Below are 17133 nucleotides of genomic sequence, written 5' to 3'. Positions count from 1 at the left end.
CCTTTTCCCACACGGATCAGCGACGGCTATTACAGGCGGCTCCGATTCGACACACAAGCCAAAGGCAGCCGAGACTGGGCGATTATCGAACCCTCGACCGATAATCGCAATCGGTTGCCGTTATAGAGCCTTGGTCGGACACGTGTGCGCCCTTCTCTATTACATGGTTTTACCCCGGGCTTGAACCCTGAGTTAAAGTCCCCATGTAATGTCCTAACTTGTTCGACTTAATGACGCCAGAAAGACAGCGCGGCCAAGTGAAGGTAAAAACTTGCAAGTAATAAAACGATCACACATGAACATCCATTTTTAACTCTTTGGCGATAGTGTTCTTCAAATCGACCGCTATAATGCAATTCAGTGACGAACCGGTTTCTCTATTCGCCGGTTCCGTCATCCGGCAGCACGATGTTCCATCGTTGCTGCCCGCAGCAAGCGCCTGACGCTCATTTCAAATGCTCTGACAGCGCGCTCGCTGAAACAGGAAACTGATGCTACGTCAGCTGTTTTTCTCTGGTGCCGTGGCCGCCTGCAACATGGAAGTATTGATCGCCGTGCCGTAAAACGATGCCTTTGCGGGCATTGTCCTTTCGACGAGCGTGGTCGGTGCATTTGATGCAGCGCGATTTACCAGAATTAATCTCAACCTATACAGGTAGCACTGTGACGAAAGACGAACTGCGCGCGGAACTTGAGCGCCAGGAACAACGTTACAAGGAAGTTTACGGCGGGGAAGTCACCACCTACGCCGCTCAGCCCGAACCGGAACGCAAACCCTGGCGTAAACGCGCCACCGTTCAGGACCAGGCTTTCACGCAAGAACTGCAGAAGATGGAAAAGGAACTCAAAGCCGAAGAGCCATGATCGCCTCGGCCTGACTCCCTTCAAGGGCCTGCGTCTGCCCCCGTTAAAAGCGGGATGCATTGATGTTGCCATTCGCGCCCGCTACGAGCGGGCAGCGGTTACCTCATCTATCTGATGAGGCAATTGGCTCATGTCTGGCCCTCTTCTCAGAAATTTCATACAAGTCTTTGCTTCTCTTACCGTTTCGAGAGAAACCCTTGTGCCTGCGGGCTTTTCAAGGCAATTCAACGACTTGCAAAACCCGCTAAACACCCGAAACTTAGGGCGTCGTCTCTTACTAATTCGTTGAAGAATGTTACCGATGAGCAGCTAGTGCATCGATTTACAGTCTTTTCTGGCATAATCGCGCCCCCTTACGACCGGGTCAGAAAACCTTCATGATCGATTTATTCAGCGGACTGGATGCTTGGGTGCTTGTGAGCCTCTTGCTCGCCCTCGCCTTTGTCCTCGCCTTCGAGTTCATCAACGGCTTTCATGACACTGCAAACGCGGTGGCCACTGTTATCTACACCAAAGCAATGCCGCCGCATCTGGCCGTGTTCTTTTCCGGTGTGTTCAACTTCCTCGGCGTGCTGCTGGGCGGTGTTGGCGTGGCGTATGCCATCGTCCACCTGCTGCCGGTAGAACTGCTGATCAATGTGAACACCGGTCACGGACTGGCCATGGTGTTCTCGTTGCTTGCCGCCGCCATCACCTGGAACCTGGGCACCTGGTACTTCGGTATCCCGGCCTCCAGCTCCCATACGCTGATCGGTTCGATCCTCGGGGTTGGCCTGGCCAACGCCCTGATCAACGACATTCCATTGGCCGATGGCGTCAACTGGCAGAAAGCGATCGATATCGCGGCTTCGCTGGTGTTTTCGCCGATGGCCGGGTTCCTGATCGCTGCGCTGATCCTGATCGGCCTTAAATGGTGGCGTCCACTGTCGAAGATGCACAAGACGCCGGAACAGCGCCGCAAGATCGACGACAAGAAGCATCCGCCGTTCTGGAACCGCCTGGTGCTGGTGATTTCGGCCATGGCCGTGAGTTTCGTGCACGGCTCCAACGATGGTCAGAAAGGTATCGGCCTGATCATGCTGGTGCTGATCGGTATCGTTCCGGCACAGTTCGTACTCGACCTGGGCAGCACCACCTACCAGATCGAACGCACTCGCGATGCGACTTTGCACCTGAGCCAGTTCTACAAGCGCAATGCCGATACGCTGGGTGAATACCTGGCCCTGGGCAAAAGCGTGGATGGTGATCTGCCGGAGAAATTCCGTTGCAACCCGCAACAGACCGAACCGACCATCACCGCCCTGCTCGACACCCTTAAAGGCGTCGCGGACTACCATTCGCTGTCGGCGGAAAGCCGTATCGAAGTGCGCCGCTACCTGCTCTGCCTGGATGACACGGCGAAGAAAGTCGGCAAACTGCCCGGTCTCGCTGCCCGTGAAAAGGCTGACCTGGACAAACTGCGCAAAGACCTGACCACCACTACCGAATATGCCCCGTTCTGGGTGATTCTGGCGGTCGCACTGGCCCTGGGCCTGGGCACCATGGTGGGCTGGAAACGCGTGGTATTGACCATCGGCGAGAAGATCGGCAAGCAAGGCATGACTTACTCCCAAGGCATGTCGGCGCAGATCACGACCGCCAGCCTGATCGGCATGGCCAACATCTTCAGCCTGCCGGTTTCCACCACCCACGTCCTGTCTTCAGGTGTGGCCGGTACCATGGTCGCCAACAAAAGCGGCCTGCAGGGCGGCACCGTCAGAACCATCCTGCTGGCCTGGGTCCTGACCCTGCCAGCGACCGTGGCCCTGTCGGCCGGCCTGTTCTGGCTGGCGTCGAAGGCACTGGGCAGCTGATAGATCGCTGCTACGAAAAAGGCGCGTTCCGTGAGGTTCGCGCCTTTTTCATGCCTGCAATTCTCTAAACACCAAAAATCCCTGTGGGAGCGCACAACGGTCGTTTCCCGCACGCAAAAAAAAGGGCAACCGAAGTTGCCCAAAATGCCTTGCGTGCTCATTGCATCAAGAAAGACCTACGGTTTTTTCCGCTTGTGCGAGTCCTTCCAGATAAAAAATCCAAACCCTGCAAAAAACAGAACCATGAGGCCGACTGTCAGCACTCCGGCGATCACCACGTTGTCGAAAAACATGACTGGCCTCCTGGACTTGCCCTGTTGCGATGGGGCTAAGTTAACCAATCAGGCAGGAGAGAAAATTGATCGAGGTCAATATCGCCCGAGACAGGGCGCAAAGGAGGGGGAAAACTGATCTACATCAACAGATGCAGGGGGATTAACGCTTTTTCGGTTTGTTTTTTGGCTTTTTCTTCGCTTTACCCAAAGGCATCGCTTGCTCGAATGCCTGGCGCACTTCATTCAGGCGTTTGTCGTTGAGGTCGTGAATTCGCTTGGCGCGTTCGGCGTTAAGGTCGATCAGCTTGTCGTCTTGGCTCATGGTGTTCAGTGCATCGCGTGAAGGAAAATTACACTGCCGCATCGCTCGACAGGATTGCGCCAATAATGCGGCCTGGCGCCGGCGCTGACCAGTCACTCGCGTAACGACGGCTTAACAAAATATGTACCGAAGCGGTTTTTTCACCGCACAATCGCGTTTTTGCGATGGACCCAAAGGACCCGCGCCGTGGAATTGCACCAGGATCTGCCGCCCTTGATGGCCCTGCGCGCCTTCGAGGCCGTGGCTCGCCATTTGAGCTTCATCAAGGCCGCCGATGAGTTGTCGGTGACCCAAAGTGCAATCAGCCATCAAGTGCAGAAACTGGAGCAGTATCTGAATCAGCGGCTGTTTATCCGCCGCACCCGGGCCATCGATCTGACGCCAGCCGGCGAAGCGTACTACCGGCAGATTCAGCCAGCCCTGGAATCCATTGCCCTGGCCACCCGCGGACTGCGCGGCAACGATCATCATGAAACCACCCTGCGCATCGGCCTCCTCGCGTCATTTGCCACGTTGTGGCTGGTGCCGCGTCTGGCCGACTTTAACGCGCGCTATCCACACATCCATGTCGAGCTGCTGCCTTCGGTAGAACTGTCCGACGTTGGCGGTGGCGAAGTTGACCTGGCGATTCGTTATGGCAAGGGCGGCTGGCCGAAAGTCCGGGCTCGCCGCTTCATGGCAGAAACACTGGCACCGGTTTGCAGTCCCGCATTCAAAACCCAGGGCACCGGCATCGGCCCGTTACTGATGGCCAAATCCCTTCAACCGTTCGAGTGGACTGACTGGAGCGCGCGCAATGGCATCGACCTCAGCCACTACCCCAGCGTGATGCTCCACGACTACAACATCGTCGTCGAAGCCGCCGTGGCCGGTCAGGGCATTGCCATGGGTCGTGGTCATTTGATCGAACGCCGACTGAAGGAAGGTGCGCTGGTAGATGCTTTCGACACCCCGCCCTTCATCAGCGAAATCGGTTATTGGCTGGTCACTCCCGATCGGCCTGCCAGCGACGCAGCGGAATGTTTCGGTGAATGGCTGTATGAAATGGCCCATGCATGAGTTATTTGAATACGTCGAATTAGATCTATCCGTTTGTCGCGCTCCCCGGACGCAAACATGCTGAAGCCTTCATTCAGGAGGACTCACCATGACCGATTCACTCGCCCACCGCGTCCAGCAACTGGGCCTGTGCCTGCCGACGCCGAGCCAGCCCATTGCCAACTACGTCAATCATGTGATCAGCCAGAACCAGCTGTTCATTTCCGGGCAGATTCCTTTGCAGGACGGCAAACCAGCGTTCATCGGGCGACTTGGCGAATCGATCTCCGATGAAGAGGGGGCTAACGCCGCCGAACTCGCTGCCCTGGGCCTGCTGGCACAACTCAGCAATGCGCTGAACGATGACCTCTCGAAACTGGTGCGCATCATCCGCCTGGGCGTGTTTATCGCCAGCGCTCCTGACTTCCAGAAACACGGTGCGGTTGCCAATGGCGCGTCCAATCTGTTGGTCAATGCTCTCGGCGAGAAAGGCCGGCATGTACGCACGGCCGTGGGTGTATCGAGCCTGCCGGGCGGCGTGGCGGTGGAAATCGACGCAATATTCGAGTTGCGGCCGTGAATCGTGCCGAGGTGGAGCATTTGCGCGCGGCTACACCGGGTTGCTACAGCGTGATTCACTTCAACCATGCCGGCGCTTCCTTGCCCAGCCAGGGCACCCTCGACGCGATGATCGAGCAGTTGCAGCGCGAAGCCACCGGCGGCCCGATGGAGGCCGCCGACCAGAGCATCCAGGCCCGCGCCCGCCACGCGGCCGCGAAATTGCTCAACGCCAACACTGAAAGCATCGCCTTCGCCAGCAGCGGCTCGGCGGCGTGGGGTATGGCGTTCAATGCGTTGGGGCCATGGCGGGTCGGCGACCGGATTCTTGTCGGGCGCCATGAATGGGGCGGCAACCTGGCCTGCATGGCCCGGGCTGTCAGCGCGGGCGCGCGGCTTGAGGTGATTCCCTGCGATGAGGCAGGCGCGGTATCCGTCCCTGCCCTCAAGCAGATGATCGACTCGAAGGTAAAGCTGATCGCGCTGACCTGGCTCCCGGCCAATGGCGGCCTGATCAACCCGGCCGAGGCCATTGGCGCCGTGGCGCGACAGCACGGGATTGCCTACTTCATCGACGCAGGCCAGGCACTCGGTCAACTGCCCTGCGATGTGCAGGCGCTGAACTGCGATGTGCTCAAGGGCGCCGGGCGCAAATTTCTTCGTGGTCCGCGAGGTACGGCGCTGATGTATGTCAGGCAGGGGTTCCTCGAACGACTCGTGCCCGGCCATCTGGACGTGCTGTCCGCCCCCTGGGACGGCGAAAGCTTTTCCGTGCGCGACGATGCGCGGCGCTTTGAAACCAGCGAAGTGTCGGTGGCCTTGCTGGCGGGATTGGCCAATGCGCTGGAGGAATTCAACCGGCTGGGAGCGACCCGCATTCGTCAGCGGATCGATGGGCTGTGTCGGCACCTGCGCGAACGCCTCGGCACTATCAGCGGGCTGACGCTGCACAACCTGGGGGACACCGATCAGCAATCAGGCCTGATCGCCTTCACGCTCAAGGGTTGGGACAGTGTCGATTTGAAGCAGCAACTGGCGCTGAGGGGGGTCAACATCGGCGCCAATGGGGTGGCCTATACGCCACTGGACATGCAGGCAAGAGGACTGGAAAGCATCGCACGGATTGCCGTCAGTCACCTCAACACCGAAGAAGAAATGGAGGTATTGCTGAACGCCCTCAACCAACTTTCCAAGGCTTAGATCTGAATGTCGACCCACAAGCCCTGGCGCGGCTCGTCTTCAATCAGCGGCGCGACCGGCACGGTGTTGTCGGCGTTGAGTTCGGTGCCAGGAATGGCCAGATGCACATCAGGATCTTCATCGGCTTCACGACGACGCCGTTGCTGTTCCTGCTTGCGGCGCTGTTCCTCGCGCAGCTGAAATGCCGCCTCTTCCGGGTCGCGCTGTTGCAGATCGATCGTGCTTTCGTTGGAGCTTTCCTGCACCGGCACAACGGGCGGAATATCCGGGCGCTGGCGGATCGGGTCGTGCTGGGAAGTGATCGGCACGGCACTCAATGGGAGCATCGGTGGCAGCATAATTAGTTGTCTCCTGTGAGCAGGCTGTCGGCTGCGGGGATGGCGACTTGAGCCATCGGTCGCAAACTGTGACCTGATTGGCACTTGCAGGAGCTGCCGCAGGCTACGATCTTTATCGGACAACATAGAACTCAAGCGTTCCCCAAGATCAAAAAATCGAAGCCTTCGACAGCTCCTACGCCGTAAACCTTTTGGTCTGGAGGGCCGATTCCGTTAAGATAGCCCGCTTTTTCAAGGTGGGAGTCAGGCAGCATGGCGCAGCAGTATCAACCGGGGCAACGCTGGATCAGTGACAGCGAAGCCGAGCTGGGTTTGGGCACCGTTCTGGCACAGGACGGCCGCTTGTTGACCGTGCTCTATCCGGCCACTGGCGACACTCGCCAGTACGCGCTACGGAATGCGCCCCTCACCCGCGTGCGGTTTTCGCCGGGCGACTCGATCACTCACTTCGAAGGCTGGAAACTGACTGTCCAGGAAGTCGACGACGTCGACGGCCTGCTGGTCTACCACGGCCTCAACGCACAGAACGAAGTGGTCACCCTGCCGGAAACCCAGCTGTCGAACTTCATTCAGTTCCGTCTGGCCAGCGACCGTCTGTTCGCCGGGCAGATCGACCCGCTGGCCTGGTTCTCCCTGCGCTACCACACGCTGGAACACACCAGCCGTCAATTGCAATCCTCGCTCTGGGGCCTGGGTGGCGTGCGTGCGCAACCGATCGCGCACCAGTTGCACATCGCCCGTGAAGTGGCCGACCGCATTGCGCCGCGGGTCCTGCTGGCGGACGAAGTGGGTCTGGGCAAGACCATCGAAGCCGGTCTGGTGATCCATCGCCAACTGCTGTCGGGCCGCGCTAACCGCGTACTGATCCTGGTGCCAGAGAACCTGCAGCACCAGTGGCTGGTGGAGATGCGCCGCCGCTTCAACCTGCAAGTCGCGCTGTTCGACGAAGAACGCTTCATCGAAAGCGATGCCGCCAACCCGTTCGAAGACACCCAGCTCGCACTCGTTGCGCTGGAATGGCTGGTGGAAGACGAGAAGGCTCAGGACGCGCTGTTTGCCGCCGGTTGGGACTTGATGGTCGTCGACGAAGCCCACCACCTGGTGTGGCACGAAGACAAGGCCAGCCCGGAATACTCGCTGGTCGAACAACTCGCCGAAGTCATTCCTGGCGTATTGCTGCTGACCGCAACCCCGGAACAACTGGGCCAGGACAGTCACTTCGCCCGTCTGCGCCTGCTCGACCCGAACCGTTTCCATGACCTGCACGCTTTCCGCGCCGAGAGCGAAAATTATCGCCCGGTCGCCGAAGCCGTTCAGGAGCTGCTGGAAAAAGGACGCCTGTCGCCTGAAGCGCACAAGACCATTCACGGCTTCCTCGGCAACGAAGGCGAAGCGCTGCTGACCGCCGTCAACGATGGCGACACCGAAGCCAGCGCCCGTCTGGTCCGCGAACTGCTCGACCGCCACGGCACCGGCCGCGTGCTGTTCCGTAATACCCGCGCCGCGGTGCAAGGGTTCCCGGAACGCAAACTGCACCCGTACCCGCTGCCCTGCCCCGACGAATACCTCGAACTGCCGCTGGGCGATCACGCCGAGCTGTACCCGGAAGTCAGCTTCCAGGCCCAGCCGGACGCCAACGAAGAAGAGCGCTGGTGGAAATTCGACCCACGCGTCGAGTGGCTCATCGATACGCTGAAGATGCTCAAGCGCACCAAAGTGCTGGTGATCTGCGCCCACGCCGAAACCGCCATGGACCTGGAAGACGCCCTGCGCGTGCGCTCCGGCATCCCGGCCACGGTATTCCACGAGGGTATGAACATCCTCGAGCGTGACCGCGCCGCCGCTTACTTCGCCGACGAAGAGTTCGGCGCGCAAGTGCTGATCTGCTCGGAAATCGGCAGTGAAGGTCGCAACTTCCAGTTCTCGCACCATCTGGTGCTGTTCGATCTGCCGTCGCACCCGGACCTGCTGGAACAGCGGATCGGTCGTCTCGACCGGATCGGCCAGAAGCACATCATCGAACTGCACGTGCCGTACCTGGAAACCAGCCCGCAAGAGCGGTTGTTCCAGTGGTATCACGAAGCGCTGAACGCGTTCCTCAACACCTGCCCGACCGGCAACGCCTTGCAGCACCAATTCGGCCCGCGCCTGCTGCCGCTGCTGGAAAACGCCGACGATGGCGAGTGGCAAGCGCTGATCGACGAAGCCCGCGCCGAGCGTGAGCGTCTGGAAGCCGAGCTGCACACCGGCCGTGACCGTTTGCTGGAGCTCAACTCCGGCGGCGCTGGCGAAGGGGATGCGCTGGTCGAGGACATTCTTGAGCAAGACGATCAATTCGCCCTGCCGATCTACATGGAAACCCTGTTCGACGCCTTCGGCATCGACAGCGAAGACCATTCGGAAAACGCGCTGATCCTCAAACCGAGTGAAAAAATGCTCGACGCCAGCTTCCCGCTGGGCGACGACGAAGGCGTGACCATCACCTACGACCGCAACCAGGCACTGTCTCGCGAAGACATGCAGTTCATCACCTGGGAACACCCGATGGTGCAGGGCGGTATGGACCTGGTGCTGTCCGGTTCGATGGGCAACACCGCCGTGGCACTGATCAAGAACAAGGCGCTGAAACCTGGCACCGTGTTGCTGGAGTTGCTCTACGTCAGCGAAGTGGTTGCGCCGCGCTCGCTGCAACTGGGCCGTTACCTGCCGCCGGCCGCGCTGCGCTGCCTGCTCGATGCCAATGGCAACGACCTGTCGGCCCGGGTCTCGTTCGAAACCCTGAACGATCAATTGGAAAGCGTGCCGCGCGCCAGCGCCAACAAGTTCATCCAGGCCCAGCGCGATCAGCTGACGCCACGGATCAACGCCGGTGAAGAGAAGATCTTCCCGCGTCACGCCGAGCGTGTGGCTGAGGCGCAGCGTCGCCTGGCGGCCGACACCGACGAAGAACTGGCACGCCTGACGGCGTTGCAAGCGGTCAACCCGACCGTACGCGACAGCGAACTGGTTGCCTTGCGCAAACAGCGCGAGCAAGGCCTGGCCATGCTCGACAAGGCTGCGTTGCGACTGGAAGCGATTCGGGTGTTGGTGGCGGGTTAAGTCCCCTGCTCCACCGATAAACAAAAAGGCCCGCAGCGATGCGGGCCTTTTTATGCTTCGAGACAAACCATTGTGGCGAGGGAGCTTGCTCCCGCTCGGCTGCGAAGCAGTCGTCGCGTTGAGATTTCAGGGCCGCTTCGCGCCCCAACGGGAGCAAGCTCCCTCGCCACAGGTTTTCTGTTCGCTCCTGTTATGCGGTGACAGCAGAAACCCCAGGCTCAACCACCGCCACCAACCCTTCCTTCATCCGCTTCGCATCCCGCACAAAACACCGCGATGCCAGAAACAGAAACACCATCGTCAGGAACAGCGCTACCGGGATCAGGTACATCGCGTCATGCAGCCCGACGGCCTTGAACGCTTCGGTCATCTGCCCGGCACCAGCCGCCAGCATGGCCGTGTGCGCAAAGTGATCGGACAGAGCGCCCACCACCACCGGCCCCAATCCACCGCCGAGCAAATACAACCCGGCAAAGAACAACGCCATGGCCGTCGCCCGCAGGCGAGGTTCGACCACGTCCTGAATCGCCGTGTAGACGCAGGTATAGAAGTTGTAGGCAAATAACCAGCCGACGCTGAACACCGCCACGAATACCCCGATTTCGATCCGTCCCGCATGCAACGCCCAAGCCGTACACACCGTCGAGATGATCAGGCTGAACGCTGCAAACAGCAGTCGTCCATTGGCCACGCGCTGGTGAATCTTGTCCGCGACCCAACCACCCAACGTCAGGCCGAACAGCCCCGTCACACCGACGATGACGCCCGTTGCCACGGCGGCCTCATGCAAGGGCATCAGGAAATAACGCTGCAACATCGGCACCAGGAAGGAGTTGCAGGCATAGGTGGCGAAGTTGAAACACAACCCCGCCATCACCAGCCATAGAAAGGTCGGCACCGCCAGCACCCGACGGATCGGCCGGTCCACACGCTCTTGCGAGACCTGCACACTTTCGGCCGCGCCGCGTTTCGGCTCCTTGATGAAAAACATGAAGATCGCCAGGACAAGCCCCGGCACTGCCGCGATGAAAAATGGTGCACGCCAGCTATCGAATGCCTTGACCATCCAGCCGATGGTGAAGAACGCCAGCAACAAACCCAGTGGCAAGCCCAGCATGAAAATACCCATCGCGCGTGCGCGGCGGTGGGCGGGGAACAAGTCGCCGATCAATGAATTGGCGGCAGGTGCATAACTGGCTTCACCAATCCCGATGCCCATGCGCACGATCAGGAAACTCCAGAAACTGCCCACCAGCCCGTTGACGGCGGTCAGCGCGCTCCACGCTGCCAGTCCCCAGCCCATCAGTTTGGCCCGCGAGCCGGTATCGGCCATCCGCCCCAGAGGCAGGCCGGCAATTGCGTAGACGATGGTGAATGCAGTCCCGATGATCCCCAGTTGAAAATCGCTGAGGCTCCATTCCATTCGGATCGGCTCGATGATGATGGCGGGAATGGTGCGGTCGAAGAAGTTGAACAGATTGGCCAGGAACAGCAGGAACAGAATGCGCCAGGCATTCGCCGCTTGGGTCGAGTTCTGCATGGGTCCGTCTCTTTTATTGTTATTGGGGCTTCACTGCCGATGCATCCGAGCCCGGAACCTGCAATCTAGTCAGGCCCGCCAGAGCTGTCTGTAATTATTCGTAAAGCTGATACCGCCCCATGGAACCCGGCGCGGTGCATGCAACAATTTATGTCTAAGCAATCCAAAACTCATTCCAAAAAGATCGAAATCAATATGCCACTACGGCTTGCGGCCTTTCTATGAGTTCTATACTCCCAAGCATTCGCCAGCGTGCATGACGCGGCCAGGACAAGACGAGGAATGCTATGGAGTGGCTTGGTTTGCGTTTTATTACCGAGCTGACCGCAAACGGGCAGGTTTTCCTCAATTGCACACATGACCCCTTTCTGGTGCTACTGGCCTATCTGGTCGCCTGCGTGGGCGGTTTCGCCACACTGGACATGGCCGAGCGAGTCGGTCATTCGGAAAATCCCGCCTCTCAACGACTCTGGCGCTGGGTGGGTTCCGCCTGCCTGGCAGGCGGGATCTGGGCCATGCATTTCATCGGCATGCTGGCGTTTCAGGCGCCCGTCGAGATTAACTACGAACTGCCCATCACCATTGCCTCTCTGCTGATTGCACTGTCCGCCTCGTGGCTGGCGATGCTCGTCCTCAGTCACCCTCACCTGAACATCTGGCAATACGCCCAGGCTTCGATCTGCATCGGGCTGGGCATCGCCACCATGCATTACGTGGGCATGGCGGCCATGCGTTCGAATGCGATGACCTATTACCAGCCGGGGTTGTTCACCCTCTCCATCGTGATCGCCATTGCCGCCAGCTTCGCGGCACTGTTGCTGTCGAGTCGCCTGCGCAATGGCTCTGGCACGACCCATCAATTGGTCAAGTTCAGCGCCAGCCTGGTACTCGGGGCAGGCATTATCAGCATGCATTTCACCGGTATGGCCGCCTTCAACCTGGTGCTGCCAACCGGCAGCCCGCTGACACTGCCCGGTGACAACAATCACCTGCAACTGGGGCTGACGGTGGCGGTGATGACATTGCTGATCATCGGCAGCAGCATCAGCGCGGCATTGGCGGACAAGAAACTGCAGTACAAGGAACGCGACCTGCAACGGGTCAACACGCTGCTCGGCCAACTGGACCAGGCGCGCCTTTCGCTGCAACACGTGGCGAACTATGACGCGTTGACCAACCTGATCAACCGGCGAGGCTTCAACCAGATCTTCGCCGAAAGGCTGCTCCAGAAAACCAATGAAGGCGGCATGCTGGCGGTGATGTTTCTCGACATCGACCACTTCAAGCGAATCAACGACAGCCTCGGCCATGATGCCGGCGATGAACTGCTTAAAGTCCTGGCCCAGCACATCAAGGGTTCGGTACGCGGCCACGAAAATGTGGTGGCGCGCTTCGGTGGTGACGAGTTCTGCCTGCTCATCAGTCTGCGCGATCGCGAAGAAGCACGGCACATGGCCCAGCGCATCATGCTGAAAATGAAGGAGCCGATCGAGCTGTCAGGGCGGCGCATGGTGATGACCACCAGCATCGGTATCAGCCTGTTTCCCGACGATGGCACCACTTGCGAAGAACTGCTCAAACACGCCGACCTGGCGCTGTACCAATCCAAGGGCAACGGTCGCAATGGTCTGAATTTCTTCAGCTCAAACCTGAAAACCCGTGCCACGCTGGAATTGCAGCTGGAAGAAGAGCTGCGCCAGGCGCTCAGCGAAAACAGCGGGCTGGTGCTCCACTACCAACCCGTCCAGGACCTGAAAACCGGCCAGGTCAGCAAGCTTGAAGCACTGGTCCGCTGGCAACATCCGGTTCACGGACTGCTGGCGCCGGACCGCTTCATTGACATTGCCGAGGCCAACGGCCTGATCGCCGAGCTGGACAACTGGGTCCTGCGCAAAGCCTGTGAGGACTTGGCCACATTGTCGCGCGAAGGCTGTGAAACCCTGCATATTGCGGTGAACTGCTCGCCCCTGAACCTGGCGCGTGAAGAGCTGGCCACTGAAATCGAACAGGCACTGTGGGCAACCGGGATTGCGCCGCAGCGCCTGGAACTGGAAGTGACCGAGAACGCACTGATGAACAACATCGCCGAGACGCTGGTGTTGCTGCGCCAGATTCGCGCCCTCGGCGTTTCGCTGTCGATCGACGATTTCGGCACCGGCTACTCATCGCTGGCTTACCTCAAGCGCCTGCCGCTCAACACGCTGAAGATAGACCGCTCGTTCCTTCAGGACATCCCCAATGCGACCCAGGACATGGAAATTGTCCAGGCGATCATCGTCATGGCCCACACGCTGCATTTGCAGGTCGTCACCGAAGGCGTCGAAACCCCCGAGCAATACGCGTTTCTGGAGCGCAACGGCTGCAATTTCGTGCAGGGCTTCCTGCTCAGTCGCCCGGTGCCGCTGACGGAGTTGCGTCCTGTGCTGGACGAGATCAACCAACGCAAACATACGCGCGGGTTCACTCCTTTGAATCTGGCTCGCGGTACAGCTGCACTAACGTTGACGGGTCCTTTTGCAAAAAGCCCTGAGCCCCATGCAGGCGCATCAGTTGCGCAGCCAATCCGCTGACTGGCGTGGCCGAGCCCTGTTCACGGGAAAATTTCACCGCGGCGTCGAGGTCCTTGAGCAGCGTGCGCACGTGCCATTTCACGGGTTCGAAGCGGCTTTCGGCCATTTGCGGGGCGAGGATCTGCAAGGGTCGGGAATCGGCAAAACCACCTGCCAGGGCTTCGGCGATCAGGCTGGCCTGCACACCGGAACGCTCGGCCAGCGCCACCACTTCGGCGATGACCAGGGCGTTGCAAGCGACAATCATCTGATTACAGACTTTGGTCACCTGCCCCGCCCCGACCGCGCCCATATGGGTGACGCGCTGGCCGAGGTTCAGCAGTACAGGCTTGACACGCTCAAGGTCCGCCGCTTCGCCGCCCACCATGATGGCCAGGCTACCGGCCTCGGCGCCGACCACACCGCCGGACACCGGAGCGTCCAGCCAGCTCATGCCGGTCTGGCTGGCCAGCCGCGCTGACATTTCCCGCGTCGCGGTGGGTTCCAGGCTGGAAAAATCCACCAACAGCTGGCCGCTTTTCCCACCCTCGGCAATCCCGCCCGGACCAAACACCACCTCGCGCACCACTGGCGTGTCCGCCAGACACAGCATCACCACCTCCGCGTGCCGACAGAGTTCGGCGGGCGTCTTCACCTGCCGCGCTCCCGCTTCTACCAAAGGCGCGCACCTGTCCGGATTACGGTTCCACACCGCCAGCGGATAACCCGCCGCCAGCAAGCGCCGACACATCGGCAAACCCATCAGGCCGATCCCGGCAAAACCCAACGAAGGTAGCGTTGACATCATTTGGCCTTCTTTTCGATTAAAGATCGCCAAATATTGGCCGATTCATCATGACTAAGGAAAGGATTCCCCCGAGTGATGCTCAGGCCACCCCCTGACGCTTGGGCCAATGACGCGCTGAAAACAAGACGCGAGAACCCATCCGTGACGGTTCGACGACAGTAGTCGCCCGACCGACCAGCCCAGGTACATGGCGCACAATGACTTCCAAAAACAATCCGGCCACTGCGATATCCGATCTGACGCTGAGCCCCGCGGCGAACAGCCCCGCACCGTCGAAGCCATTGACGCCGTCGCGCCCGCTGGCGACTCAGCAATACCTGTACTTCACCGAAACCAACACCGACCGCATCCTCGATAACCTCGACGGCCTGCGCGACCTGGTATTCCCGCGCCCGCCGCACCTGGAAGGCGATAACGAGCAACACAGCGACCAGGAATTCCCGTCGGTGTGCCTGATCGGCCTCGGTCGCTGCGGCTCGAACATTGCGCTGGACGTCGCGGAGCTGGTGTACAACGCGCGCAAGTTCTACCTCAACGAATTCAACAACGAAGACCGCCTGTCGCCGGACAAACGCTACGCCGAAAAGGGCTACAGCCCGGCCCAGTGGATCCGCAACAACCTGCGCCTGGGGACGAACAAGGCCACCAAACCGGTGTTCCTGGTCGAGCCGCTGGTGATGCTCGGCGACCTGGACAAAGACATCGCCGGTCGCATCCGTTTCTCGCGCAAGGGCGAAAAAAGCGGCTTCCTGCGCGACTACAGCAAAATGAAAATCATGGACTTGTCGGAAGTCCACGCCGGTGGTGCCGGTAACGCGCCGATCCTCGGCCAGTACCTGGCCAAAATCATCCTGAACAAGGACACCCAGCGTTTTTCCAGCCCTGACTGGAAGATGATTCACTCGTACCTGATCGACAGCTGCGGTATCAAGGCCAACCAGTCGCGCCTGTATTTCTCGATCTTCAGTGCCGGCGGCGGTACCGGTTCGGGCATGGCGTCGGAATTCGGCCTGGCCCAGCAGCACTCGTACATGAACAAGACGTTCGACACCAAACCGATGGACGAGCATGACGGCAAGAGCGGTCATTCCTTCGTCTTCGAACCGATCTTCACCAGCGGCATTTGCGTACTGCCGAACATTTCCGATCACCGCAGTGAAATGTCCGAGGCGCTGCACATCAACGCCGGTCGTCTGCTGTGCAAATACCTGTCGGAAGAGTGGGACTTCTCCTACAACTTCGCCAACGAAGACAGCAGCGAAGCGAGCGTGATGGGTCGTATCCGCCCATGGAACGCCATGATGCTGATCTCCAACGACATCATGCGGTATGCCGAAGAAAGCGATGACGGCAACATCCAGAACATCGACGTCAACGCGATGGAAAAGCACGCCAACCAGTACATCTCGCAGCAGATCTTCAACATCCTGACGGCGCAGGCGGTCACGACCGACTACGACCAGAACTATTTCCGTCGCGCCGGCATCGACATCGGCGAGACCATTCGCCTCGACGCCAACGACCTGTTCATGAGTCTGGCTGGCCCGGTGGCGATTGCCTACGCCGAATCCGTGGTACCGGAAACGCCGCCACCGAGCAGCGACAAGTTCAAGGTGTTCGAAAAAGAACCGCAGCGCCTGAACATCGATGACCTGTTCTTCCGCTCCATCGACCTGCCGCACTTCAATAAAGTCACCCAGGCCATCGAAGGCATCAGCCTGTTGCCGATCGAATCCAAGCGCTATCGGGCGTCGCTGGAGCAGTACAAGAATTCCGGTTATGACGCGGCCGCGTTGCACGACCTGCACTTCTTCAAGAACTGCTCGTCGGTGGTCTCGATCGTGTCCCTGCCCAAAGACTACAAACTGTCCTACATGGACCTGAACCGGTTGAAGACTCACCTCAACAGCCTGTTCCCGAACACCACGCTCAAGCGCTACGCGCTGGTGATCGGCGCGTCGGCCAACTTGTCGCTGACCACATTGATCGCCAAGAGCCCGTGCCTGTCGGACGATTTCCTGACGCTGATCGTCGCGTTCATCAAGCGCTGCTTCGCGAAGAACCCGTACCGCTTCGACGATACCCTGGATAACTCGATCCTGGACTTCATCATCAATGAAGAGTTCGACGAAGACCTGATCGACGACTTGCTCAACGAGTTCGAAAACCCGGCGAAGATTCTCGATACCAACTGGTATGCGATCAAACCGATGTACGAGAAGAAGTACCGCGAGCTGATCAGCGACAAGGACAAGTTTGTCTCGATCAACGACATTCGGCTGTCGCGTGATTGCGTGAAGAAGGCGATCAAGTATCTGCGCGAGATCTACCGTCACCGGATCGGCAAGACCAAGGTTATTTCGCTCAATAACCATACTGGTAAAACCTTCTAAAACCGCGTCGCGCCCAATCGCGAGCAGGCTCGCTCCCACAGGGATCGCATTTCTTCTGAAGAAACGCGGTTAACTGTGGGAGCGAGCCTGCTCGCGATGGCGGCGGCACATTCACCGCGAAATCCAACATCCAGAAACAATTAAGCAGCCCATCGGCTGCTCAATAAACTGTTCCCGTTACGTTTACGTCACCGTGATGCTGGCCACGCCTGTGGCCTTTCTCTACGGCAACATGCCATCACGCTACTCGGCTACACACTTTTGTTCGGCGAACTCGCGCACTCATTCGGTGCAGA

13 protein-coding genes are annotated in these 17133 nt (G+C 59.4%); 8 read left to right on the top strand and 5 right to left on the bottom strand.

Annotated elements, in window-relative coordinates:
• Positions 1–663: 663 nt before the first annotated feature.
• Together B723_RS12045 and B723_RS12040 are read left to right on the top strand one after the other, a co-directional pair.
• Positions 664–864, top strand: a complete 201-nt coding sequence (locus tag B723_RS12045; protein WP_007935837.1) for a hypothetical protein — start codon at positions 664–666, stop codon at positions 862–864.
• A gap of 377 nt (positions 865–1241) precedes the next feature.
• On the top strand, positions 1242–2717 hold the full coding sequence (locus B723_RS12040) for an inorganic phosphate transporter (protein ID WP_017336835.1): 1476 nt from the start codon (positions 1242–1244) through the stop codon (positions 2715–2717).
• A 176-nt stretch (positions 2718–2893) separates the two neighbouring features.
• Here the strand turns inward: B723_RS12040 and ccoM are convergent, their stop codons facing one another.
• Together ccoM and B723_RS33435 are read right to left on the bottom strand one after the other, a co-directional pair.
• Entirely contained in the window at positions 2894–3010 is a 117-nt protein-coding gene (ccoM, locus tag B723_RS33975; RefSeq protein ID WP_007906619.1) for a cytochrome c oxidase subunit CcoM, read from the bottom strand.
• A gap of 142 nt (positions 3011–3152) precedes the next feature.
• The gene (locus B723_RS33435; RefSeq protein WP_007998358.1) at positions 3153–3314 is read right to left on the bottom strand and encodes a hypothetical protein; all 162 of its coding nucleotides are present in this window, start codon (positions 3312–3314) and stop codon (positions 3153–3155) included.
• 186 nt (positions 3315–3500) lie between these two features.
• On the opposite strand from B723_RS33435, the gene B723_RS12030 reads away from it, so the two are divergent.
• From B723_RS12030 to B723_RS12020, 3 genes are all read left to right on the top strand, one after another.
• A complete protein-coding gene (locus B723_RS12030; RefSeq protein ID WP_017336834.1) occupies positions 3501–4373 on the top strand; it encodes a LysR substrate-binding domain-containing protein in 873 nt (290 codons plus the stop codon).
• Between the two features lie 88 nt (positions 4374–4461).
• The gene (locus B723_RS12025; RefSeq protein ID WP_017336833.1) at positions 4462–4932 is read left to right on the top strand and encodes a RidA family protein; all 471 of its coding nucleotides are present in this window, start codon (positions 4462–4464) and stop codon (positions 4930–4932) included.
• A complete protein-coding gene (locus B723_RS12020; RefSeq protein ID WP_017336832.1) occupies positions 4929–6110 on the top strand; it encodes an aminotransferase class V-fold PLP-dependent enzyme in 1182 nt (393 codons plus the stop codon). The genes B723_RS12025 and B723_RS12020 overlap by 4 nt, the downstream gene beginning before the upstream one ends.
• On the opposite strand, the gene B723_RS12015 is transcribed toward B723_RS12020, so the two are convergent.
• Positions 6107–6448, bottom strand: a complete 342-nt coding sequence (locus B723_RS12015) for a hypothetical protein (protein ID WP_017336831.1) — start codon at positions 6446–6448, stop codon at positions 6107–6109. The two genes, B723_RS12020 and B723_RS12015, sit on opposite strands and share 4 nt — an antisense overlap.
• A gap of 252 nt (positions 6449–6700) precedes the next feature.
• On the opposite strand from B723_RS12015, the gene rapA reads away from it, so the two are divergent.
• Positions 6701–9547 carry an RNA polymerase-associated protein RapA gene (rapA, locus tag B723_RS12010; protein ID WP_017336830.1) on the top strand — a complete coding sequence of 949 codons (2847 nt, stop codon included), beginning with the start codon at positions 6701–6703 and terminating at the stop codon, positions 9545–9547.
• Positions 9548–9737: 190 nt separating this feature from the next.
• On the opposite strand, the gene B723_RS12005 is transcribed toward rapA, so the two are convergent.
• A complete protein-coding gene (locus B723_RS12005; protein ID WP_017336829.1) occupies positions 9738–11087 on the bottom strand; it encodes a spinster family MFS transporter in 1350 nt (449 codons plus the stop codon).
• A gap of 287 nt (positions 11088–11374) precedes the next feature.
• Between B723_RS12005 and B723_RS12000 the strand changes: the two genes are divergently transcribed.
• Positions 11375–13657: a putative bifunctional diguanylate cyclase/phosphodiesterase gene (locus tag B723_RS12000; protein WP_017336828.1), complete on the top strand. Its 2283-nt coding sequence runs from the start codon at positions 11375–11377 to the stop codon at positions 13655–13657.
• Here B723_RS12000 and B723_RS32150 read toward each other — a convergent pair.
• The gene (locus B723_RS32150; protein WP_017336827.1) at positions 13548–14444 is read right to left on the bottom strand and encodes an NAD(P)-dependent oxidoreductase; all 897 of its coding nucleotides are present in this window, start codon (positions 14442–14444) and stop codon (positions 13548–13550) included. The genes B723_RS12000 and B723_RS32150 overlap by 110 nt on opposite strands.
• Positions 14445–14641: 197 nt before the next feature.
• Between B723_RS32150 and B723_RS11990 the strand changes: the two genes are divergently transcribed.
• Positions 14642–16837: a hypothetical protein gene (locus B723_RS11990; RefSeq protein ID WP_017336826.1), complete on the top strand. Its 2196-nt coding sequence runs from the start codon at positions 14642–14644 to the stop codon at positions 16835–16837.
• The last annotated feature ends 296 nt before the right edge of the window (positions 16838–17133 follow it).

Origin of the sequence: Pseudomonas fluorescens NCIMB 11764, assembly GCF_000293885.2 — a bacterium.
Lineage (GTDB): Bacteria > Pseudomonadota > Gammaproteobacteria > Pseudomonadales > Pseudomonadaceae > Aquipseudomonas > Aquipseudomonas fluorescens_B.
Note: the sequence above shows the minus strand (reverse complement) of the source record. Positions and strands in the feature narration are given on the sequence as shown.

Excerpts from the sequence above, each read along its gene's own strand:
- B723_RS32150 (WP_017336827.1), bottom strand. The coding sequence starts at position 14,444 with ATGATGTCAACGCTACCTTCGTTGGGTTTTGCCGGGATCGGCCTGATG.
- B723_RS12005 (WP_017336829.1), bottom strand. The coding sequence starts at position 11,087 with ATGCAGAACTCGACCCAAGCGGCGAATGCCTGGCGCATTCTGTTCCTG.
- B723_RS11990 (WP_017336826.1), top strand. The coding sequence starts at position 14,642 with ATGACTTCCAAAAACAATCCGGCCACTGCGATATCCGATCTGACGCTG.
- B723_RS12000 (WP_017336828.1), top strand. The coding sequence starts at position 11,375 with ATGGAGTGGCTTGGTTTGCGTTTTATTACCGAGCTGACCGCAAACGGG.
- B723_RS33435 (WP_007998358.1), bottom strand. The coding sequence starts at position 3,314 with ATGAGCCAAGACGACAAGCTGATCGACCTTAACGCCGAACGCGCCAAG.
- B723_RS12025 (WP_017336833.1), top strand. The coding sequence starts at position 4,462 with ATGACCGATTCACTCGCCCACCGCGTCCAGCAACTGGGCCTGTGCCTG.
- rapA (WP_017336830.1), top strand. The coding sequence starts at position 6,701 with ATGGCGCAGCAGTATCAACCGGGGCAACGCTGGATCAGTGACAGCGAA.
- B723_RS12015 (WP_017336831.1), bottom strand. The coding sequence starts at position 6,448 with ATGCTGCCACCGATGCTCCCATTGAGTGCCGTGCCGATCACTTCCCAG.
- B723_RS12040 (WP_017336835.1), top strand. The coding sequence starts at position 1,242 with ATGATCGATTTATTCAGCGGACTGGATGCTTGGGTGCTTGTGAGCCTC.
- ccoM (WP_007906619.1), bottom strand. The coding sequence starts at position 3,010 with ATGTTTTTCGACAACGTGGTGATCGCCGGAGTGCTGACAGTCGGCCTC.